Source organism: Alteromonas sp. KUL106 (assembly GCF_009811415.1).
In the GTDB taxonomy this organism is placed as follows: domain Bacteria; phylum Pseudomonadota; class Gammaproteobacteria; order Enterobacterales; family Alteromonadaceae; genus Alteromonas.
Genome location: NZ_BLIG01000006.1, coordinates 110223 through 127135 on the forward strand (window position 1 = coordinate 110223; position 16913 = coordinate 127135).

General features: G+C 45.0%; 17 protein-coding genes and 1 tRNA gene. 8 read left to right on the forward strand and 10 right to left on the reverse strand.

Annotated features, from left to right (window positions below; all coding sequences use genetic code 11):
• Positions 1 to 282 precede the first annotated feature (282 nt).
• The 6 genes from GVO63_RS02685 to GVO63_RS02710 form a co-directional block, all read right to left on the reverse strand.
• Positions 283 to 993 carry an LrgB family protein gene (locus tag GVO63_RS02685; RefSeq protein ID WP_159578018.1) on the reverse strand — a complete coding sequence of 237 codons (711 nt, stop codon included), beginning with the start codon at positions 991 to 993 and terminating at the stop codon, positions 283 to 285.
• Positions 986 to 1390: a CidA/LrgA family protein gene (locus GVO63_RS02690; protein ID WP_159578019.1), complete on the reverse strand. Its 405-nt coding sequence runs from the start codon at positions 1388 to 1390 to the stop codon at positions 986 to 988. Before GVO63_RS02690 ends, GVO63_RS02685 begins: the two co-directional genes overlap by 8 nt.
• 105 nt (positions 1391 to 1495) lie before the next feature.
• Positions 1496 to 2278, reverse strand: a complete 783-nt coding sequence (locus GVO63_RS02695) for a LytTR family DNA-binding domain-containing protein (protein WP_159578020.1) — start codon at positions 2276 to 2278, stop codon at positions 1496 to 1498.
• A 151-nt stretch (positions 2279 to 2429) separates the two neighbouring features.
• Complete coding sequence (locus tag GVO63_RS02700) at positions 2430 to 2756, reverse strand: DUF3718 domain-containing protein (RefSeq protein ID WP_159578021.1); 327 nt, start codon at positions 2754 to 2756, stop codon at positions 2430 to 2432.
• A 439-nt stretch (positions 2757 to 3195) separates the two neighbouring features.
• The gene (locus tag GVO63_RS02705; protein WP_159578022.1) at positions 3196 to 3525 is read right to left on the reverse strand and encodes a hypothetical protein; all 330 of its coding nucleotides are present in this window, start codon (positions 3523 to 3525) and stop codon (positions 3196 to 3198) included.
• Between the two features lie 196 nt (positions 3526 to 3721).
• Positions 3722 to 4531 (reverse strand): MbnP family protein, encoded by an 810-nt coding sequence (locus GVO63_RS02710; protein WP_159578023.1) that lies wholly within the window; start codon positions 4529 to 4531, stop codon positions 3722 to 3724.
• Between the two features lie 318 nt (positions 4532 to 4849).
• Between GVO63_RS02710 and GVO63_RS02715 the strand changes: the two genes are divergently transcribed.
• Positions 4850 to 4926, forward strand: a tRNA-Ile gene (locus GVO63_RS02715).
• Positions 4927 to 5091: 165 nt separating this feature from the next.
• Here GVO63_RS02715 and GVO63_RS02720 read toward each other — a convergent pair.
• The 4 genes from GVO63_RS02720 to GVO63_RS02735 form a co-directional block, all read right to left on the reverse strand.
• On the reverse strand, positions 5092 to 6471 hold the full coding sequence (locus GVO63_RS02720) for an AAA family ATPase (RefSeq protein WP_159578024.1): 1380 nt from the start codon (positions 6469 to 6471) through the stop codon (positions 5092 to 5094).
• A 183-nt stretch (positions 6472 to 6654) separates the two neighbouring features.
• A complete protein-coding gene (locus GVO63_RS02725; RefSeq protein ID WP_159578025.1) occupies positions 6655 to 7536 on the reverse strand; it encodes a tyrosine-type recombinase/integrase in 882 nt (293 codons plus the stop codon).
• Positions 7529 to 7747, reverse strand: a complete 219-nt coding sequence (locus tag GVO63_RS02730) for a hypothetical protein (RefSeq protein ID WP_201284713.1) — start codon at positions 7745 to 7747, stop codon at positions 7529 to 7531. The genes GVO63_RS02725 and GVO63_RS02730 overlap by 8 nt, the downstream gene beginning before the upstream one ends.
• Positions 7748 to 8294: 547 nt before the next feature.
• Positions 8295 to 8567 (reverse strand): helix-turn-helix domain-containing protein, encoded by a 273-nt coding sequence (locus GVO63_RS02735; protein WP_076012106.1) that lies wholly within the window; start codon positions 8565 to 8567, stop codon positions 8295 to 8297.
• A 115-nt stretch (positions 8568 to 8682) separates the two neighbouring features.
• Here GVO63_RS02735 and GVO63_RS02740 point away from each other — a divergent pair, with 115 nt between their 5' ends.
• The 7 genes from GVO63_RS02740 (at position 8683) to GVO63_RS02770 (ending at position 16873) form a co-directional block, all read left to right on the forward strand.
• Positions 8683 to 8898 (forward strand): hypothetical protein, encoded by a 216-nt coding sequence (locus GVO63_RS02740; protein WP_076012115.1) that lies wholly within the window; start codon positions 8683 to 8685, stop codon positions 8896 to 8898.
• Between the two features lie 521 nt (positions 8899 to 9419).
• Positions 9420 to 9638, forward strand: coding sequence for an AlpA family transcriptional regulator (locus GVO63_RS02745; protein ID WP_076012107.1), 219 nt, complete (start codon positions 9420 to 9422; stop codon positions 9636 to 9638).
• A 25-nt stretch (positions 9639 to 9663) separates the two neighbouring features.
• Entirely contained in the window at positions 9664 to 10485 is an 822-nt protein-coding gene (locus tag GVO63_RS02750; RefSeq protein WP_159578026.1) for a hypothetical protein, read from the forward strand.
• Positions 10486 to 10861: 376 nt separating this feature from the next.
• On the forward strand, positions 10862 to 11233 hold the full coding sequence (locus GVO63_RS02755; protein WP_076012109.1) for a hypothetical protein: 372 nt from the start codon (positions 10862 to 10864) through the stop codon (positions 11231 to 11233).
• 47 nt (positions 11234 to 11280) lie between these two features.
• On the forward strand, positions 11281 to 12576 hold the full coding sequence (locus GVO63_RS02760) for a TolC family protein (RefSeq protein WP_159578027.1): 1296 nt from the start codon (positions 11281 to 11283) through the stop codon (positions 12574 to 12576).
• Positions 12569 to 13750 (forward strand): efflux RND transporter periplasmic adaptor subunit, encoded by a 1182-nt coding sequence (locus GVO63_RS02765; RefSeq protein WP_159578028.1) that lies wholly within the window; start codon positions 12569 to 12571, stop codon positions 13748 to 13750. Before GVO63_RS02760 ends, GVO63_RS02765 begins: the two co-directional genes overlap by 8 nt.
• A 12-nt stretch (positions 13751 to 13762) precedes the next feature.
• Positions 13763 to 16873 (forward strand): efflux RND transporter permease subunit, encoded by a 3111-nt coding sequence (locus GVO63_RS02770; RefSeq protein ID WP_159578029.1) that lies wholly within the window; start codon positions 13763 to 13765, stop codon positions 16871 to 16873.
• The last annotated feature ends 40 nt before the right edge of the window (positions 16874 to 16913 follow it).

A 16913-nucleotide genomic window follows, 5' to 3' on the forward strand; every position in this document is an offset into this window, starting at 1 on the left:
GCTTTTGAAGCCAGCAGACGCCGGCATTTTGTCGCAATTCACACTATATCGGCAATATAGCCTTGAACTAAAGTATCGAATTGACGCTTAGTTCGTCCGACATGATCGTCGCTATGTTTATACGATTAGCCCAATGCATATAGTGATACGAAACACCTCACTAAGAAATAGCACTTTTGGAGAATATTGCCAGCCAGTTTTACAACATCTAGAGCATGTTTACCTGCAAGATGCGCCTTGCTCGATTCATTGAAAGCTTCAGACACTTGCACCTGTTTTCTTTTAAATGAATAAGCCAAACACGACAGGTAGCGCTAACGCGGTAAAAATGCCGTTCACACATAGGCCCAAAGTTGCCATCGCAGCGACATCTTCACCCATTTGGATAGCCTTTGCAGTGCCAACAGCATGCGCTACGGTTCCTAGCGCAATTCCTTGTGCTTGGCGGCTTTCAACATTGAACAAGGAAAACGTTACTGAAGCCATTACGGCGCCCACGATCCCTGTCACTATAACAAAGACCGCAGCTAACGCAGGAATGCCACCTATCTGCGCGCTAGACTCCATCGCTAAGGGCGTGGTAATCGATTTGGCAAGCATAGTAAATTGTATAGCGCTGGGCGTATCAAATACAAAAAGCGTTAACCACGCCGAAACAGGTGCAAGCACTCCACCTAAAAGAATACTTGCAAACAAACGCCACCCGAAGTGCCTTAATTTTTGCCATTGACGATAAATAGGCAATGCGAGCGCAACCGTTATTGGCCCTAGTAACCAATGTAGTAATGACGCAGCGCGTTGATATTCCGATACTTGCGTATTAGACAAGTAAAGCCCAAGAGAAATAAGTAGCGCGGTGACAATTATTGGGTGTGCCGCCGGATGACCCTTGCACTTTTTATTTGCCCACAGTGCTATCAGGTAGCTGATTAGAGAAATACTCAGCCAAAACACACCTGATAGGCTCATTGCGCGGTTAAATGCTTCAATCATCTAAATGGCCGTTGCTTTTAGTATTAGCGATAGCTTTGGTCTTTTTAGAATTAAAAAGTCGCTGAGAGAACCACGCTGTGATGCCCAAGCTAAATGAAGTAGTAATGACAATAGCAATTATGATCGCCAATGCGTTACTCTTTATATCTCCCCAATATGCGCTTACGCCTAATACAGCAGGAACAAAGAGTAAGGACATATGCTTCAAAGGAACGGTGACTGCCCGTGCCACACAAGATTCAAGCTGAGGTAAACAAAATAAGGCGCCTAGCAGAATAAAAAGCCCTAGCAGGGGGCCAGGAATAAAAAGGGATGTGGCGGAAACAATGAGAAGGCCGAGGTAATACGCCGCAAAAACGGACGCTGCTCCTATGAAGACATCTTTCACATTTTGCACACATTCTCCCTATCATGACTTTCCTGCAGCATTCAGCGTTTTAGTTTAGCCAGAAGCGTATTTAATCGCTAGCAGTACCATGGTCGTATATCAACGGGCAGACAATTAAGGCAACTCATATTCTCCTCTTTCTTCATGCCAAAGCTGATAATAATATTTGTCAGTAATTTTAAACGCTTCTCCACTTTGCATAACAACCTGCTGCTGGCTTAACTTTTGTTCAATATGGGCCACATGCTTAGCATTAACGGCTACAGACCGACTACATCGCTTGAAATACCGCCCTTCTAATCGTTTCAGCAAATCACAAAGCGTGGTACGAACAATATAGCGTTCCGACAAGGTGTGAACACACATGTAATCACCCGCAGCTTCAATCCATTTAATATCATCTGGATTTAAGCACAACCACCCGTTATCAGTGCGGAGCCCAATTACACATGGCGGTGCATTTTTGTAAAGTTGCCGTCGTAAATTTGCCAACAGTGCGAGTTCAGATACACCATACTGTTTACATAAGCCCTGTATAAGCGTAGAGAATTGAAAATCTCGCTTGTCAAAATAGTACTTCGTTTTTACGCACTCAATTGCGCGTAAAACCTGTGTCTCTTCTAATGGCGTTTTCACGAAGCCCGACGCATTATGAAAAAAGGCTAACAAAGCCTCTTCGTCGCGACTGCCTACGGCTAACCAATATCTTGATGCCAGATTTCTACTTGATGGTGAAACCGAGTAAAACCCGATGGAATGCGGATGCTTTTCAGCTAACGCAAGACAATGACCTGCTGAATCTGCGCGATAAACATGGCTAAACACGGCCTGTTTTTCCAATATTTCACAAAGCGCGCTTTGCAGAGAAAGAGATTGTAAAAATACCAGTGCGATCATGTGCGGTCCCTTTCGGTGCGAACAGTACTCGTGGTGATTGCTTATATTCTCAACGATCACAAACGTCATAAAATGAAAAGTGAACGCAACTAAACCTCTAAAAAAGGGCTACGCTTTACGCAGCCCAATGGTCAGGGTTAACTATCATCAATTAACGTTTTGCTGTTAAAACACCTGGGCTTGCATTGACTCTGCGAGCAATGTGCTGCGCGTTGACAGCAGCACCATGCGTAACTGCAAAAGAAAGCATATCTTGCCCATTACACACCAGCCCCGCGTGCAGGGTTTTAATATCAAGACCGGTGGCTTTCACAGCGCGGCGCAGCTTCAAACGTTTATCACTTTTCACTGCTTCGCAAACCGAAATTAGGTCTTTCTCTAGCTCTTTAGGGATAGAAGCAGCGCTGGCTGTAGTAGCAGCTAATGACAAAGTCATTCCAAGTAAAGCAAGTTGGGTAACACGGCGTGACATAAACATAACAAGTTCCTCTGATAATATTCGGTAACGCGGTGACGACCTCTTTTTGCCTCCGCATTATTACCCTAGTGAAACTTTATGCGTATCACGCGATAAAAGCGGTAAAGTACCGCTATTTGAGACGTTGCGACAAGCGCACAAAAGTGAAGGTTTAACTAACGGTCTAAACAGCTATTAGTCGAACTTAACACACACTTTGCAACATTCTCTGCAATATGGGATCGAAAAGCATTAAGGCGTGATTGAGATATTGGGGGGAATGGGCTGTACAGGTTCTTAGTACGAACGCAATTTCATTCAATATTTATAAGAATATAAAACTAGGACTTAATTGAATGGATATATCGAATAGTGACGAGCTATTTGAGGGAAGATAAACTGGGGGCAGCCCGCCCCCGTTGTCACGCAAACAACACGTGTGCGTGACGCAACATTCATATTAAAAAATACTGTCTTGGTGAATTTTGATAAACATACTCGTGCCCACCTTTGAGTAGTCTATCTTGTATTCTTTGCCATTCAATGTTTGTACAAAAACCAAGGTCTTTTCATCGCCGAAGACTTCGCTAGTGGTAACATCTACCAATTCCATGTCCATCGCTTTGGCTTCGCGCTTGTTGTCTGGAATCTTACCTTCATACTGCTTGATGCCTTTATAAGTCACTATAATTGGAGGGTTATCGTCTCCATTCGTCACCAATAGGTCAAGCTTTCTGATTTTATGAATAATGGTATTTCGACCACTTGTAATAAAAGGTTTTTCAGTCATTTTCGTCTCCGCGACTTTGTACCTGAATTTTTATTATTAACGTATTTTGTAAGTGCTAAAGACTACCACGAAGTTAATAATCAACACATAGGCATTTTTAGATGTATTTTCGGAGTATAAACTACTCATAGGCAGCAATAAACGGCTATTTGTCGCCCTTCGCATGTTTTCCAGTAAATCCAATGACCATAAATTCCTATTGCCACTTTATCCATGGTCTGTGCACCAAATTCTGGATTAGCTTGTCACATGGAGTAATTTCAGAAGACGCAGAAACACAACTTGGCGCCTCGTTGATTTCGACCTGCGCGACGATATTAGACACAGAAACTTCTAGGTCCAAATCGGTATCAAGCTGTGTCATTGGCAGTATGAACTCCACGCGATTTGTAAATGCACACGTGCTTTCTGGAGGGGTACTTTCCGTTTCTGCGTCACAGCCAGCGCTTCCCAAATGATAAGACCATTTATGTGTTGCGTCTCCACTTTTGGAAACGTCGAGTTTCAGAAACATGTGGCCGTCACGCTGATTTAAGACCATCGAACTATCGTTTAATGGCGATGGCTGAGTGGATGGATTTGCGTGATTGACATCAAAAGGTAGCCCCATAGTAAAACGGAGGTTAGTTGACAACATTAGTAGTTCCTCAGACACATCCAAAACTATTTTGCTGTTAGCATCATCGGGGTTGACGCATTTATTATGAAACTTTAACAAGGCTTCATTCGGCGTCTGCCACTGCGTTTGCTTAAACTTGACCCGCTGCCACCTCCCGTCAATGCGAAGCTCAGGCTTGCTAAGGTAAAAACCAAAATAATCTACATTCCAGCGCTGTTGCCCTATACTCATGATCATTGGACAAGCGCCGGTATCCACACCGACTAATTTAAAGGGAATTTCACCAGGCTCCCTTCCTTTCCAGTTGATAACATCGCATCCAGCTAGCATAACAAGCGCAGCTATAAATAAAGAATACATACCAGGCGCGCGACAAGACTTTTTCATCTGATTAAATACTTCCTGTGATTGTTTGGTAATTGGTAAAGAAGACCGCTTAATCTAGTGGTTAAGGTGGTGCATGCCAATTCGTTTGATGCGTGACCGCATATAGAGTATCGACAACGACGCCATGCACTTTGTTGCAGAATACCATTATTACTCGCAATAAAGTGAACTCACTGTTTAATTTGAGGCGCAGAGTGAACAAAAATAAAGCAAACAAATCACAAACCTATAACCTAGGCGTGACAAGGTAATTAAAACTGCTTATACTTGCGCTCGTTTGTTATTGATACCTAAAACAATAACAACGCACTTCAATATGGCCCTATAGCTCAGTTGGTTAGAGCATCCGACTCATAATCGGCAGGTCCCCTGTTCAAGTCAGGGTGGGGCCACCATTTTTCCTACTCTTCGACGATAGTTATTACTAACCTGATTTGGTTGGTGCTACCTCTGTGCTACTTGCTAGCATACCATGCACTTTAGGTTAGTGATATAAAACGGCTCTACCCCATTAAAGCTGAATCTATTCATTTTGCCAGAAATAGGTTGATGCTCTGTCACTACTCATTTCTGAATTTTATTTTTGAAGCTGGGTCGCCAGGATAGGCCGATTTGAAACCAAACTTACCGGAGAATTTTTCTCGTGCCATTGCACTAGAGATTTTTGGCTGGTCAGGTTCATCTCCCTTCAGCTCTACTCCCGCATCCATAGCTTTTAATGCAACATAGCCCCGCAGTAAGTTTTCCTTATATGAAAATAGCCCCCTTCTACCTTCAACCTGTTCCAAAACTTCGCCATAGCTCTTTGTTTTAAACTTAGCTAGAATTTTATTAAATTCCTTCTGGTTCATCGGCTTTTCATTCCCTTCAGGAGAAGCCCCAAAGATTTCTTCGTTAATTCTTAAATAAGACTTAAAAATGTTATCTGAATATCTAATGAAGTCCTCAGAGTCGGCTGTAGCCCACAGAGCCAATAGATAGTCGTGCGACTTGTCTAGAGTGGCTTTTTCATAGGGAAGTTGAAGCCTGCCAGAAATTCCCACTATCGACCTATTTATAGCCTCTTTGTAATGGTGGTCAGAAATAACCTTAACAAGTTCTCGATCCTTAAAAGCAGCCCATAGTAAATTTTGTGTCAATAAGTGAACGAAATATGGAAATCCATTGCTTATTTTTGCGATTGAGTGGACGATTTCTTCGTTTACTTTAAGACCGAAAGCCTTAACTGCGTTAAGTGTTATTTCTTCACGATATGACCAATAAAGGCGATCTAGTTTCAAGGTGAAAAGCTGCCTAAAGCTTGATTCATGGTCACCTAGCAAATGGTAGAGCGATGAAGCTACACCAGTAAAAATAAATTTTACATTTACGCCTCTATCTCCGAGGTCTTTTATGAAGTGCGCGAAGTTAGCTCGCTCTTCTTGTTTTTGAATTTGGTCGAATTCGTCGATTACAATCACTGGTTCACTAGAATGTATATTTAGAATTTCTTCAAGTAAATCAACAGCTTTAAACATTGAGTCTATTTTAGGAATTTTAATTTCCTTAGACTTATCTTTGATCTTGAGTTTATAAACTTTAATACTGAAATTATGCTCTATTTCTGTCGAGCTAGAAGCCCCTGCTCTTCTCAAAATGCGCTCTGCAATTTCTCCAATTGTTTGGAAAAATAAGGTATTTCTTCCACAGGGAATTTGGATTGGCTCATTGTCTTTTGATTGATACTTAGAGGCTACAGTTGCGGCTAATGATGACTTCCCGACGCCTCTGTCTCCGTAAATGAATACATGACCACCATCGTCATAAAGTGCTTCAGCAATAAGCTCTAGTTCTTTGTCTCGCCCAACTAACCTTTCAATTGACTTTATTGGCGCTCTCACGGACAGCTGAGACTTAAGAATTGATACAAATTGTTTTTCGGTAAATCCATTTATAGACATTTCTCTTCCTCGAAAGTTAGCCATGCTTAGCAGCGCTATACACACCTTATTTATACTGCACGAGTCTTTAAAGTCTGTCTATTCCGCCCAAACAGGGCAGCTCTCAAAATTCATCCAATAGTTTTGGCTCAATTCCTCTCTCTAATAGAATGAAGATTAATATGCCGCATGAATCATTTGGAGCTACCTCAAATACACTTCCGTAATCTCAGGCCTGAAGTGACCCATCTCTTGTGAAACAGTTTCCAGAGCAACAGCTCGCTTAAATCCTATCGCGATTAATTCGCTCATACGCTCTTGCGCATAGCTATGTCGCAGGCCATGGGCACCAGTAGAGAAAAAGAGAGTGCGTTTTGATGCTTTGCTAAAGGAGTCGGACCATCGCTTCCCTGCCCCAATATCATAACGTTGGAGATAATTAATTTTTCGGTCTTTGACGGTCACTGGATTACTAAATCGGCGCTGTTCGAGCTGTTCGACCAGGTCGTTAGGAATTAGTACGTGGCGTACCAACCCGCCTTTCCCTTGAACCGTGTACAGTTGACCTTCCCGCCCAACCCATTTTGAGTGTAACGCGGGACGTTTGTCAGGATTTCGTTCTTCTGCTCTGGCAAGCGTTAGGAGCTCATGTGCTCTTAATCCGGCAGCATACGCAATTTGGGTGGAAAGTTGATGCGTTTCACTTTGATGTTCGGATACTGCTTGAGCCTGTGCCGATGTGTAGGCTCTGGACCTTTTAATTTCGTCCAGCTCTGACTTTACACGATATAAGGTTGTTTTAGGGGGAAGTTTTCCATTCATTTGCATCATTGCCTGAATGGCTTGGCGCTCCATATCAAGAGCTTTCTTCCCTACAGCTTCCGCTCGGTATTCAAGGTAATACCTGGCAACGTCTGGTGTCAGTGACTGAAGCCCGTTTACTTTGTTTTCCTTTGTCCACTTGGCTACAGTCTTAAGAGCTTGTTCGTAATTACGGGCTGTACCATATGACTTGATAATTCTTGCTTTTGTCAGCCCTTTAACGACATTTTCTGCCTGCGTTTCTGCTTTGGCGAACTTAGGCATTTCTGTTCAGCCAACGTTTCACCGTGGTCCAGTTTACTACAACACCTCTACGAACAAGCCAGCGCTGAAGCTCCGCTTTACTTGCGCCCTCTTCATAGAGTTTACGTAAGTGAACACTGTACTTGTCTAGCTTCGACGGCTTATGCCGCTTTCTGGCGATTAGTCGGGTCTCGGCTTTGAGCTGAGACACTTCATGTACTTCATTAAACATTATGTCATTCCTTAGGTTGTAAGATTAACTGGCTGTAATCAGCTCAGCGACACTTAAGCCTATTCGCCCCTGTTTAGCGCATAACGCAAGGCTCGGACCGATCTCGCCTGGGATTTAAAAATCAAAATAGATAGAAACGGCAGCAACTAAGCGCCGAACTTGAACGCCAAAAATGCGGCGCGGCATGACATATATAGAAGGACGTGAGGGTGCCTCACTACGTGGAAACGGCAGCTGGAGAGCGCCGACTTTTTTCGTTGCCCGAACGGGCTAGTGGTTTAAAGATTACCTGCATATAAATCAGGATGCAATCTGCAAATAAAATTCTGCGTGTAAGCACCAGAACCCAGACGCCCGCTATGTTGAAGGCGATTTTTCGACTTCGACATAGCGGGCGGCGGAGCGCCCGAATAAAAGAGAGGGATATTGCTCATGATGCCTCTGTTTTACGGGTGGGTTCTTAGCAAAATTTACGAGGCAATCAGGCAAATAAGACGGAAATATAGAAAAACATGAAAAGGCTTATTATTGGGGTCACGATACTTCGCTATTGTCTGTTTTGATGAAACTCCAATATCGCTTCAGCTAAATCATCTTCTACACAAAACAGAAATGCAGTGGGCACGTTCAGCACTGCACTTAAGGACAGCACCGTTTTAAAGTCTGGTGTATGAACACCGCGCTCGTACTGGTTCATGCGCGCAGACGCTACGAAGTTGTCCATCCCTGCCTGTATCCCTAATTGCTTTTGGGATAGACCTACCCTTGTTCTTGCCTGTTTTAACCGTATTGGGAACGGCGAACCATCATTTGCTTTCAATTGGTGTACGACATCTGCTATTGAAAACTAAGATTTTCTTAGCTTTAATAGCACCTAGATACTAAGGAATACTTAGCCATCAATTTGGCATGCCAAATTGAGCGTGGAGGTAAAAATGGGATTCGAAGGTTTTTTAGGGATTTTAGCGGTTGTCGCTTTATTCATCGTAAGCGCCTTTTTTGGCAGTGATGGAACAGACAGCAAAGGAAATGAACAATTGGATAAGCTGGATGATGGTATGGGAAATGTTATCGCTGATGGTGAGCACATGACTCGTGAAGAGGCTGAGGACGCTCAGGCGCGAGGCGAGCTTTACGATACCTATCTATAGAAATTAGGCATGCCTAATTTTGAGCGGTCTTTTTTTGACTAATGAAAAAACAGGCACTAAATCAGTAAGAGGCTGACATGACAGCATATGAATGGTTTCAGGTTTGGGTATTGATGGTTTTGGCTATTCGAGCTACCCGACGCTATGACAAACTTAAGCACGATCTTTTTGATGCAATTAAAGCTGGGAGAATCTAACTATGGGACCTTTACTTGCTGGCTGCGCATTAATTCTAGGCGTTGTCATTTTCTTTGCGTGTTTATTTCATCTAAAGGTGAATAAACAGCATTAAAGCCGCTGTTCAGGCCTGACTTTTCCATTTTTGAATTTGGCATGCCAAATTCACAGTTTATTTTTTAATCAAAGCTACGCCTCAAATTGGCAGCTTAATGTCGCTTTTTCCTAAAAACAGAAAAACCCCCTTAAAGTCACCCTAGTTTTTCGACCACCCCGTTGCTCATTGCGTTGTAGTTTCATCGGTAAGCATTGAACATTACCAGTGAACAGAGGTAACTACTGTGATGAACCGACACTTAAAACCAAAGCCTGACTTCTATTTATTAGAAGAGGTAGCGGCCATACTCCGCTCAAGTAAAAGAACCATATACAATCGCATATACAGAAACCGCGTATATGGTGAGCAAAACCCCGTCCCCCCATACATAAAAATGAATGGGAAGTTACTCTTTCCTTCCAAAGATTTTGACAATTGGATAGATAGTCAGAAAACAAGCGGTTAGTTTGCGTATAGGATGTAAATAGCTAATGAAATCCGCAAGCGAACTAATCCGGGAGTTATCTTTTTGCGAAGATGTCCCCAAAAAATATATAGCGTACTACCCGACAGTGCTTATTGATCCGGTACTACTACCTTTGCACCAAAAGCAAACCATACCGATAACATGGGCTGAAAAAGAAAACGCCAGGCGAACTTTAAAGTTGGAATGCGAAAGCGGTATTCCAGGTGGCACATTTGGGCGAATGAGTATTTGTTACTGGCAAACTCAATTCACAAAACTTGAGAAGACAACGGGAATCGAAGAAGTAATTGAGGAAGAACTTAAAAAGTCTCAACGACAAGCATTTTTCGATGTTGTGGGAAGAGAGCAAAGTGGATCTAGCCAGTTGACAAGCTTCTATTCTAGTTTCCGCTCAGCCCTCGATATGAAGATCTCCAACGAAGAGCGGTTTACGGCAGCAGAAATGTATACGAAAGGAACAACCAAACCTTTCTCAATTAGTGATGTGAAAAAATCCATGCCTGTAGACTCTAGAGCACTTCAATTACTTTTTCAGCGGAGATCGCCACTAGGAATCGATTTGTATCTGTTTTTAAATATGAAAGCTTACTCTATGAATAAAGAGGGCAATAATGAAAGTAATTTCATTCCTTGGGCAATTCTGGAAGCTGTATTTCATAGCCAAAGAAGTAAATGCAAGAACCTGTACGAATTTAAAGCTAAAGTCATCAAGGCTCTCAGGCACGTGATCTACTGCCTACCAACATGCTCTATTAAGGTAAAGGAAAAAGGAATAGCCTTCAGAAGCGGAAAAACTGCGGTTCAACCACTACAACTGGCTTCATGACATCCTTCAAATTGGGTAATTGGGCAAGGCCTGTACGTGCGGGTGTCGCTGTGTACGAAATGAGTTCGCCGTGTGTACGAAAAAAGTGCTGTTCGTGTACGAGAAAGGTTTGAAATCGATTTATCAACGTACGAAAAAAGTTTTGTTTGTGTATCAAAAAAGTTCTATCTTCTGTGAAGCCCTTAATATGCTTGGGCTGTAGAGGGGCGCTATTAGTTATCTTTTAGTTTTTATTTATTTATCTATTACTGAACGTACTTATTTTGTGCATAAAACTTTGTTGTAATGTCCACAAAATTCAATATGACTTGCGCCTCCACTTGATCTTTGGCGCTAAAGCTAATAGGTTATTGCAGCCGATAGAACGAGGAACGCAATGAAATTGCATCAAAACAACACAAAAAACAGCAAGGTGGTGATTACCGCCCTGATGCTGTTTGCACAGTTGTTTTTGTTTGCATCAGATGCGTTTGCTTTTGATAGCTTCTTTGAAAGCGCCTCAGAATCACACCATGAACTGTGTGTTCAGGACTCCAGTGTTTGCCAGCCAGATAAAGATGCTGCAGACAACGCAGGTACAGACAACTGTGACCATTGCTGCTCCTGTCACGGGCATTTTACCCATATCGTATTATTTAAAAATACTGATAGCCATTTAGGTAAATTTGGCGAGATGGCACTAGCTGCATATCGTCCTTTCCCTCCCTCTCACTTACAACCTGGTATCGACCGTCCTCCCAGAGCCTGAATCCTAGTCATTTTTTATCTATTTAGTTACTGACCAGGATTTACAATATGAACTCTTTTATTTCGCATGCGCGCAGGCGTATGTGCACTGTGATCGTGAGTAGTGTGTTGCTATTCATATCACCCACTGCAATAAGCAAAACGATAACGCTCGAACAAGCGGCACGACTGACATTGCGGCAACACCCGGATTTACAGCGATATCAGTCGCTGCTCACTGCTACCGAGGCAGATAGAACGCTGGCTAATCTCACTCCGGCTTATCACGTTGGCGTTGAAGCAGAAAACCTGCTCGGTTCAGGAGATGCATCAGGCATTAGTGATGCTGAGCTGACGGTCTCACTCTCCTCTGTTTTCGAGATGGGAGGAAAGCTCGATGCAAGGGTATCCTTAGTTGACGCCAATTTATCCCTGTTACAGTCAGAGCGCTATGTTGCTTCGCTCAAACTGTTAAGCGAACTAACCCGGCACTATGTAAAAACACTCGCAGCTAAAGAGCGGCTGACATTGGCGGAAACGTCTGTTTCTCTCGCTGATGAGGCCTTATCTATCGTTAAACAGCGCGTTGAGAAAGGCGCAACCAATAAAGCTGAATTTCTACGCGCCAGAGCCGCACTTAATCAAGCCAAAGTCGACAAAGCATCCGCTGAAACGTCTCTGGCTATTGCCAAGCAGTCACTTGCACTATTTTGGCAGGGAGATGCTGAGGCAATCGATAAAGTATCGGGTTCACTCAGTACCCTTCCCGCAAAACGGCAGTATTCCGCTGTTTATCAACAGTTTCTTGAATCAGCAAATGTGGAACGACTCACCCAAGCTATCAGTGTGAAAGAAGCTGAACAAAAGCTGGTAGAAAGTAATGCCAGTGCTGATATTTCATGGCGCATAGGTGTACGGCGCTCTCAGGCAGTTCAGGATACGTCTGTTGTTGCTGCTGTTTCCATGCCGCTTTTTGCCGAACAAAGAAACCAAGGCGCTACTCAGGCTGCCCTGGCGAAAAAAGAAGCCGCGGTAATTGCCAGAGACAGTCAGATACTTGAGATAAAAGCATTACTGTTTAAAGCACAGCAATATCTCAATTTCACCATTGATGCTGTAAAGCATATCAACGACACCGTTTTGCCCGACCTTGAAACAGCTACCACGCTCGCGCTCGAAGGTTACCAGCGAGGGGCATACAGCTACCAGGATTGGATTGCATCCAGAGATGCGTTGATACGGGCACGTGCAAAGGTCATCGAATTGAGCGAAAGCGCGTTAGTGAACCAGTCACTCGTTGAACAGTGGACCGGAGTATCCGGTCAGGCTTCTCCTACTCAAGAATTCCGGAATAACCATGAATAGACTATTAGTTATTATCTCACTACTACTGTGTCTGACGGATGCCAATGCCGCAGCAAGTGGTAAACAATCCCACGCGGCTGAATCGAAAACATTTACCAATAGCAGCGTATCGTTGACATTACACATTCAGGATACGAAAGAGGGAGCATATTTACTGGCCGAAAGGGCTGATCGCTCCCAGCCGCTGCCACCTGACGCGCTTAACGTCACGCTCAATCGTATGGGAGGACGTCAGGACATCATCTATTTTGAAAGCTATGAAAATGGGCTCAGGTCCACAAGTTTTATCGCTGAGCCGCACTCATTTCTCGCGAATATTGCACTCTCACTGGGAGAAAATAGCTTTTCGTGGGATTGGGAGAAGCACGAAGCCCGAACTGAGATAGATGATGCGTATTCCAGTCAGGCTGGCGTAACCACAAACGTTGCTACGGGCGGTGAAATAAAAAAGCACACCGAGGTTTATGGTCAGTTGACTATACCGCCACAACAGCGTGCCGAGGTTCACGCCCGGTTTACGGGAATTGTTGAGCAGCTCTTTACTGATATTGGCCAGACTGTGAAAGCCGGAGAGGCAATAGCGCAGGTGCAGTCAAATGACAGCCTCCAGTCTTACGATGTAAAAGCGCCAATCAATGGCGTTGTCGTATCGCGCAACCTGAATATCGGAGAGCTTACCAGCACAACACCGCTTTTTACGATTGTTGATACCTCAGTGCTTTGGGCGGAATTAAAGGTGTTTCCAGCTCAGCGTGGTCAGGTTGCTGAAGGTAAATCAGTTCACATTATCGCAAATGGTCGTCAACTCGAGAGCACGATTACCAGCATTGTTCCTTCTCACGAAGGGCAACCCTACCAGCTAGCACTGGTAAAAGTGGTGAACAAGGACGGCCTACTCTCTCCCGGCGATTTAGTCACAGGCATTGTCGACTCACAACAAAAATCGGTGCCGGTAAAAATAGAAAATCGGGCCATTCAAACCCTGAACAATAAGCCGGTTGTGTTCCTGAATGAAGGCAATGCTTATCAGGCAACACCTGTAACCTTAGGATTGCAGGACGACAACTTTTCCGAAGTCGTCGCCGGACTATCTGCCGGACAAAGGTATGTTGTCGACAACAGCTACTTAATCAAAGCGGATATACAAAAATCCGGCGCATCTCACGCGCACTAATGGGGGGAGAAAATGATAGATAATATTGTTCGCCTCTCAGTCGAGCGGCGTTACCTGCTGTTAACCCTGGTGCTCGTCATCATAGGCATCGGCATTTGGAGTTATCAGCGGCTACCGATAGATGCGGTGCCGGATATTACTAATGTTCAGGTTCAGATAAACACGGAAGCACCTGGTTATTCGCCACTTGAAGCTGAGCAGCGGATCACCTTTCCGGTTGAAACGGCGTTATATGGTCTGCCCAATTTGTCCTATACGCGCTCTATTTCACGTTACGGACTTTCTCAGATCACAGTGGTATTTGAAGAAGGAACTGACATTTATTTTGCGCGGAATCTTATCGATGAGCGGTTGGCAACGCTGAAAAGTGTTCTGCCGCCGGGGCTTGAACCTGAGATGGGACCGATTGCAACAGGCCTGGGTGAAATCTTCGTTTACACGCTGGAGGCTAAAGACGGCGCAAAGATGCTGGACGGCTCGCCCGTTACGCCTATGGCACTTCGTGAAGTTCAGGACTGGATAATCAAACCACAACTGGCTCAGGTTAAGGGCGTGGTGGAGGTGAATACCATAGGGGGGTACGACAAGCAGTATCATGTGATGCCACATCCAGCGAAGATGCTGGAAATGGGTGTGACTATGTCAGATATCCGCAAAGCGTTGGTAAGCAACAATGACAATGCTGGAGCCGGGTATATAGAAAACAATGGCGAACAGTTATTAGTCCGTTCACCGGGACAGCTAAAAACCATTGAGGACATCAGAAATGTTGTTGTCGGACGTAAGGGTTCCGTGCCGGTTTTAGTCAAGGATGTCGCCGACGTGGGACTGGGAAAAGAGCTGCGCACAGGGGCAGCAACCCGAAACGGCAAAGAAACCGTCATGGGCACCGTGATGATGCTGGTAGGGGAAAACTCTCGTGAAGTTGCATCGCTCACCAATGATAAATTTCAGCAAATACAAACATCATTGCCTGAATGGGTTAAGGCAGAGGTGGTATACAACCGCACGACGCTGGTAGACAAAGCCATCCAGACTGTACAAAAAAACCTTCTGGAAGGCGCATTGCTGGTTATCGTTATCCTGTTTTTGCTGTTAGGAAACATCCGTGCCGCCCTCATTACGGCGGCTGTTATCCCAATCTCGATGATGATGACTATTACCGGCATGGTTCAGCGGGGCGTCTCTGCCAACCTGATGAGTCTCGGCGCGCTGGACTTTGGTTTGATTGTGGACGGCGCTGTCATCATCGTGGAGAACTGTATTCGCAGGCTCTCAGAAGCGCAAAAACAACAAGGTGGCTTACTGGCGCTTAAAGCACGCTTACAGGAGGTTAAAGACGCCACTATAGAAGTTATTCGCCCCAGCTTGTTTGGCGTGGGTATCATCACAGCCGTGTACTTACCTATATTTACCCTTTCTGGCGTAGAGGGAAAAATGTTTCACCCCATGGCAACAACCGTGGTAATCGCACTACTTTGTGCGATGGTGTTATCACTCACTGTTGTGCCTGCTGCGATCGCGGTATTTATGCGCGGAAAAATCAGCGAAAAAGAGAGCATTTTTATCCGCGGGGCGAAAACTATCTATCGACCTGCACTTGAATGGGTGCTTAAGTTCAAATCGCTTATTTTGGCAGGCGCGCTGGGGCTCGTTGTGTTTTGTGCGTGGCTTGCCTCTACATTGGGCTCTGAGTTCATACCACAGCTGGACGAGGGGGATATCGCACTGCATGCATTGCGCATTACAGGCACGGGGTTGGAGCAGTCTGTTGAAATGCAGGAACTGCTTGAAAAAACCATTATCGACTTTGAAGAAGTTGACAAGGTGTATGCCAAAGTAGGGACGCCAGAGGTGGCCACCGACCCTATGCCACCTAATGTCGCTGACACCTTTGTCATGCTCAAGCCCCGCTCTGAGTGGCCCACTCCGGATAAGCCCAAATCACAGCTCATTAAAGAGCTTGAGAAAGCAGTCACTGCGCTGCCGGGCAATAACTACGAGTTTACGCAGCCTATCCAGATGCGCTTTAACGAGTTAATTTCAGGTGTCAGAGCCGACGTTGCGATTAAAGTATTTGGTGATGACCTGGATACATTACTGGCATCAGCAAATTCAGTTGCATCACTGACGAAAGGCATGCCTGGCGCAGCAGATACTCGCGTTGAGCAGGTAGCGGGTCTGCCTATGCTATCTGTCATTCCCAAACGGGAAGTGATGGCGCGCTATGGCCTGAACATCGATGACATTCAGTCTCTGGTTTCGACCAGTATTGGTGGTCAGCAGGCAGGCTTAATCTATGAGGGAGACCGGCGCTTTAAACTGGTAATTCGCTTACCGGAGCAACTTCGACGTGATATTCAAAAGCTGGAGATACTGCCAGTCCCTACTCCCAATGGCTATGTTCCCTTACAGGAGGTGGCCTCCTTAGAAGTCAAACCCGCGCCAGCGCAAATCAGTCGGGAAAACGGCAAACGTCGCGTGGTCGTTACAACCAACGTTCGCGGGCGTGATCTAGGTAGTTTTGTCGCAGAGTTGCAGGCTACATTGCAGACTGAACTGGAACTTGAGGATGGCTACTGGCTGGAATATGGCGGAACGTTCGAGCAGTTAGAATCGGCAAGCAAAAGATTGTCTTGGGTGGTCCCGGTGACGCTGGCTCTCATCGTCGGCATTCTGATTCTTGCATTTGGTTCTCTAAAGGATGCTCTAATCATCTTCACCGGTGTGCCGCTGGCACTAACTGGGGGTGTACTTGCGCTGTGGGTACGGGGTATGCCTCTTTCTATTTCTGCCGGTGTCGGGTTTATCGCATTGTCAGGCGTTGCCGTATTAAATGGTTTAGTGATGCTCGCATTTATCAGGCAGCTGTGGTTTGAGAAAGGCGATCTGTACACCGCTGTCATCGAGGGGGCAATAGTCAGACTGCGACCCGTTTTGATGACTGCCCTGGTAGCAAGTCTTGGCTTTGTGCCCATGGCACTTAACACAGGCACCGGTGCTGAGGTTCAACGGCCGCTCGCGACGGTGGTTATCGGCGGCATTATCTCATCGACTTTACTTACACTGTTCGTGCTCCCAACCTTATACCAACTGGTGCACAGGAAAGCGGATAAACAGTAAAACAGCAATGCCCTGGATAAAACCAGGGCACAACAGGAGT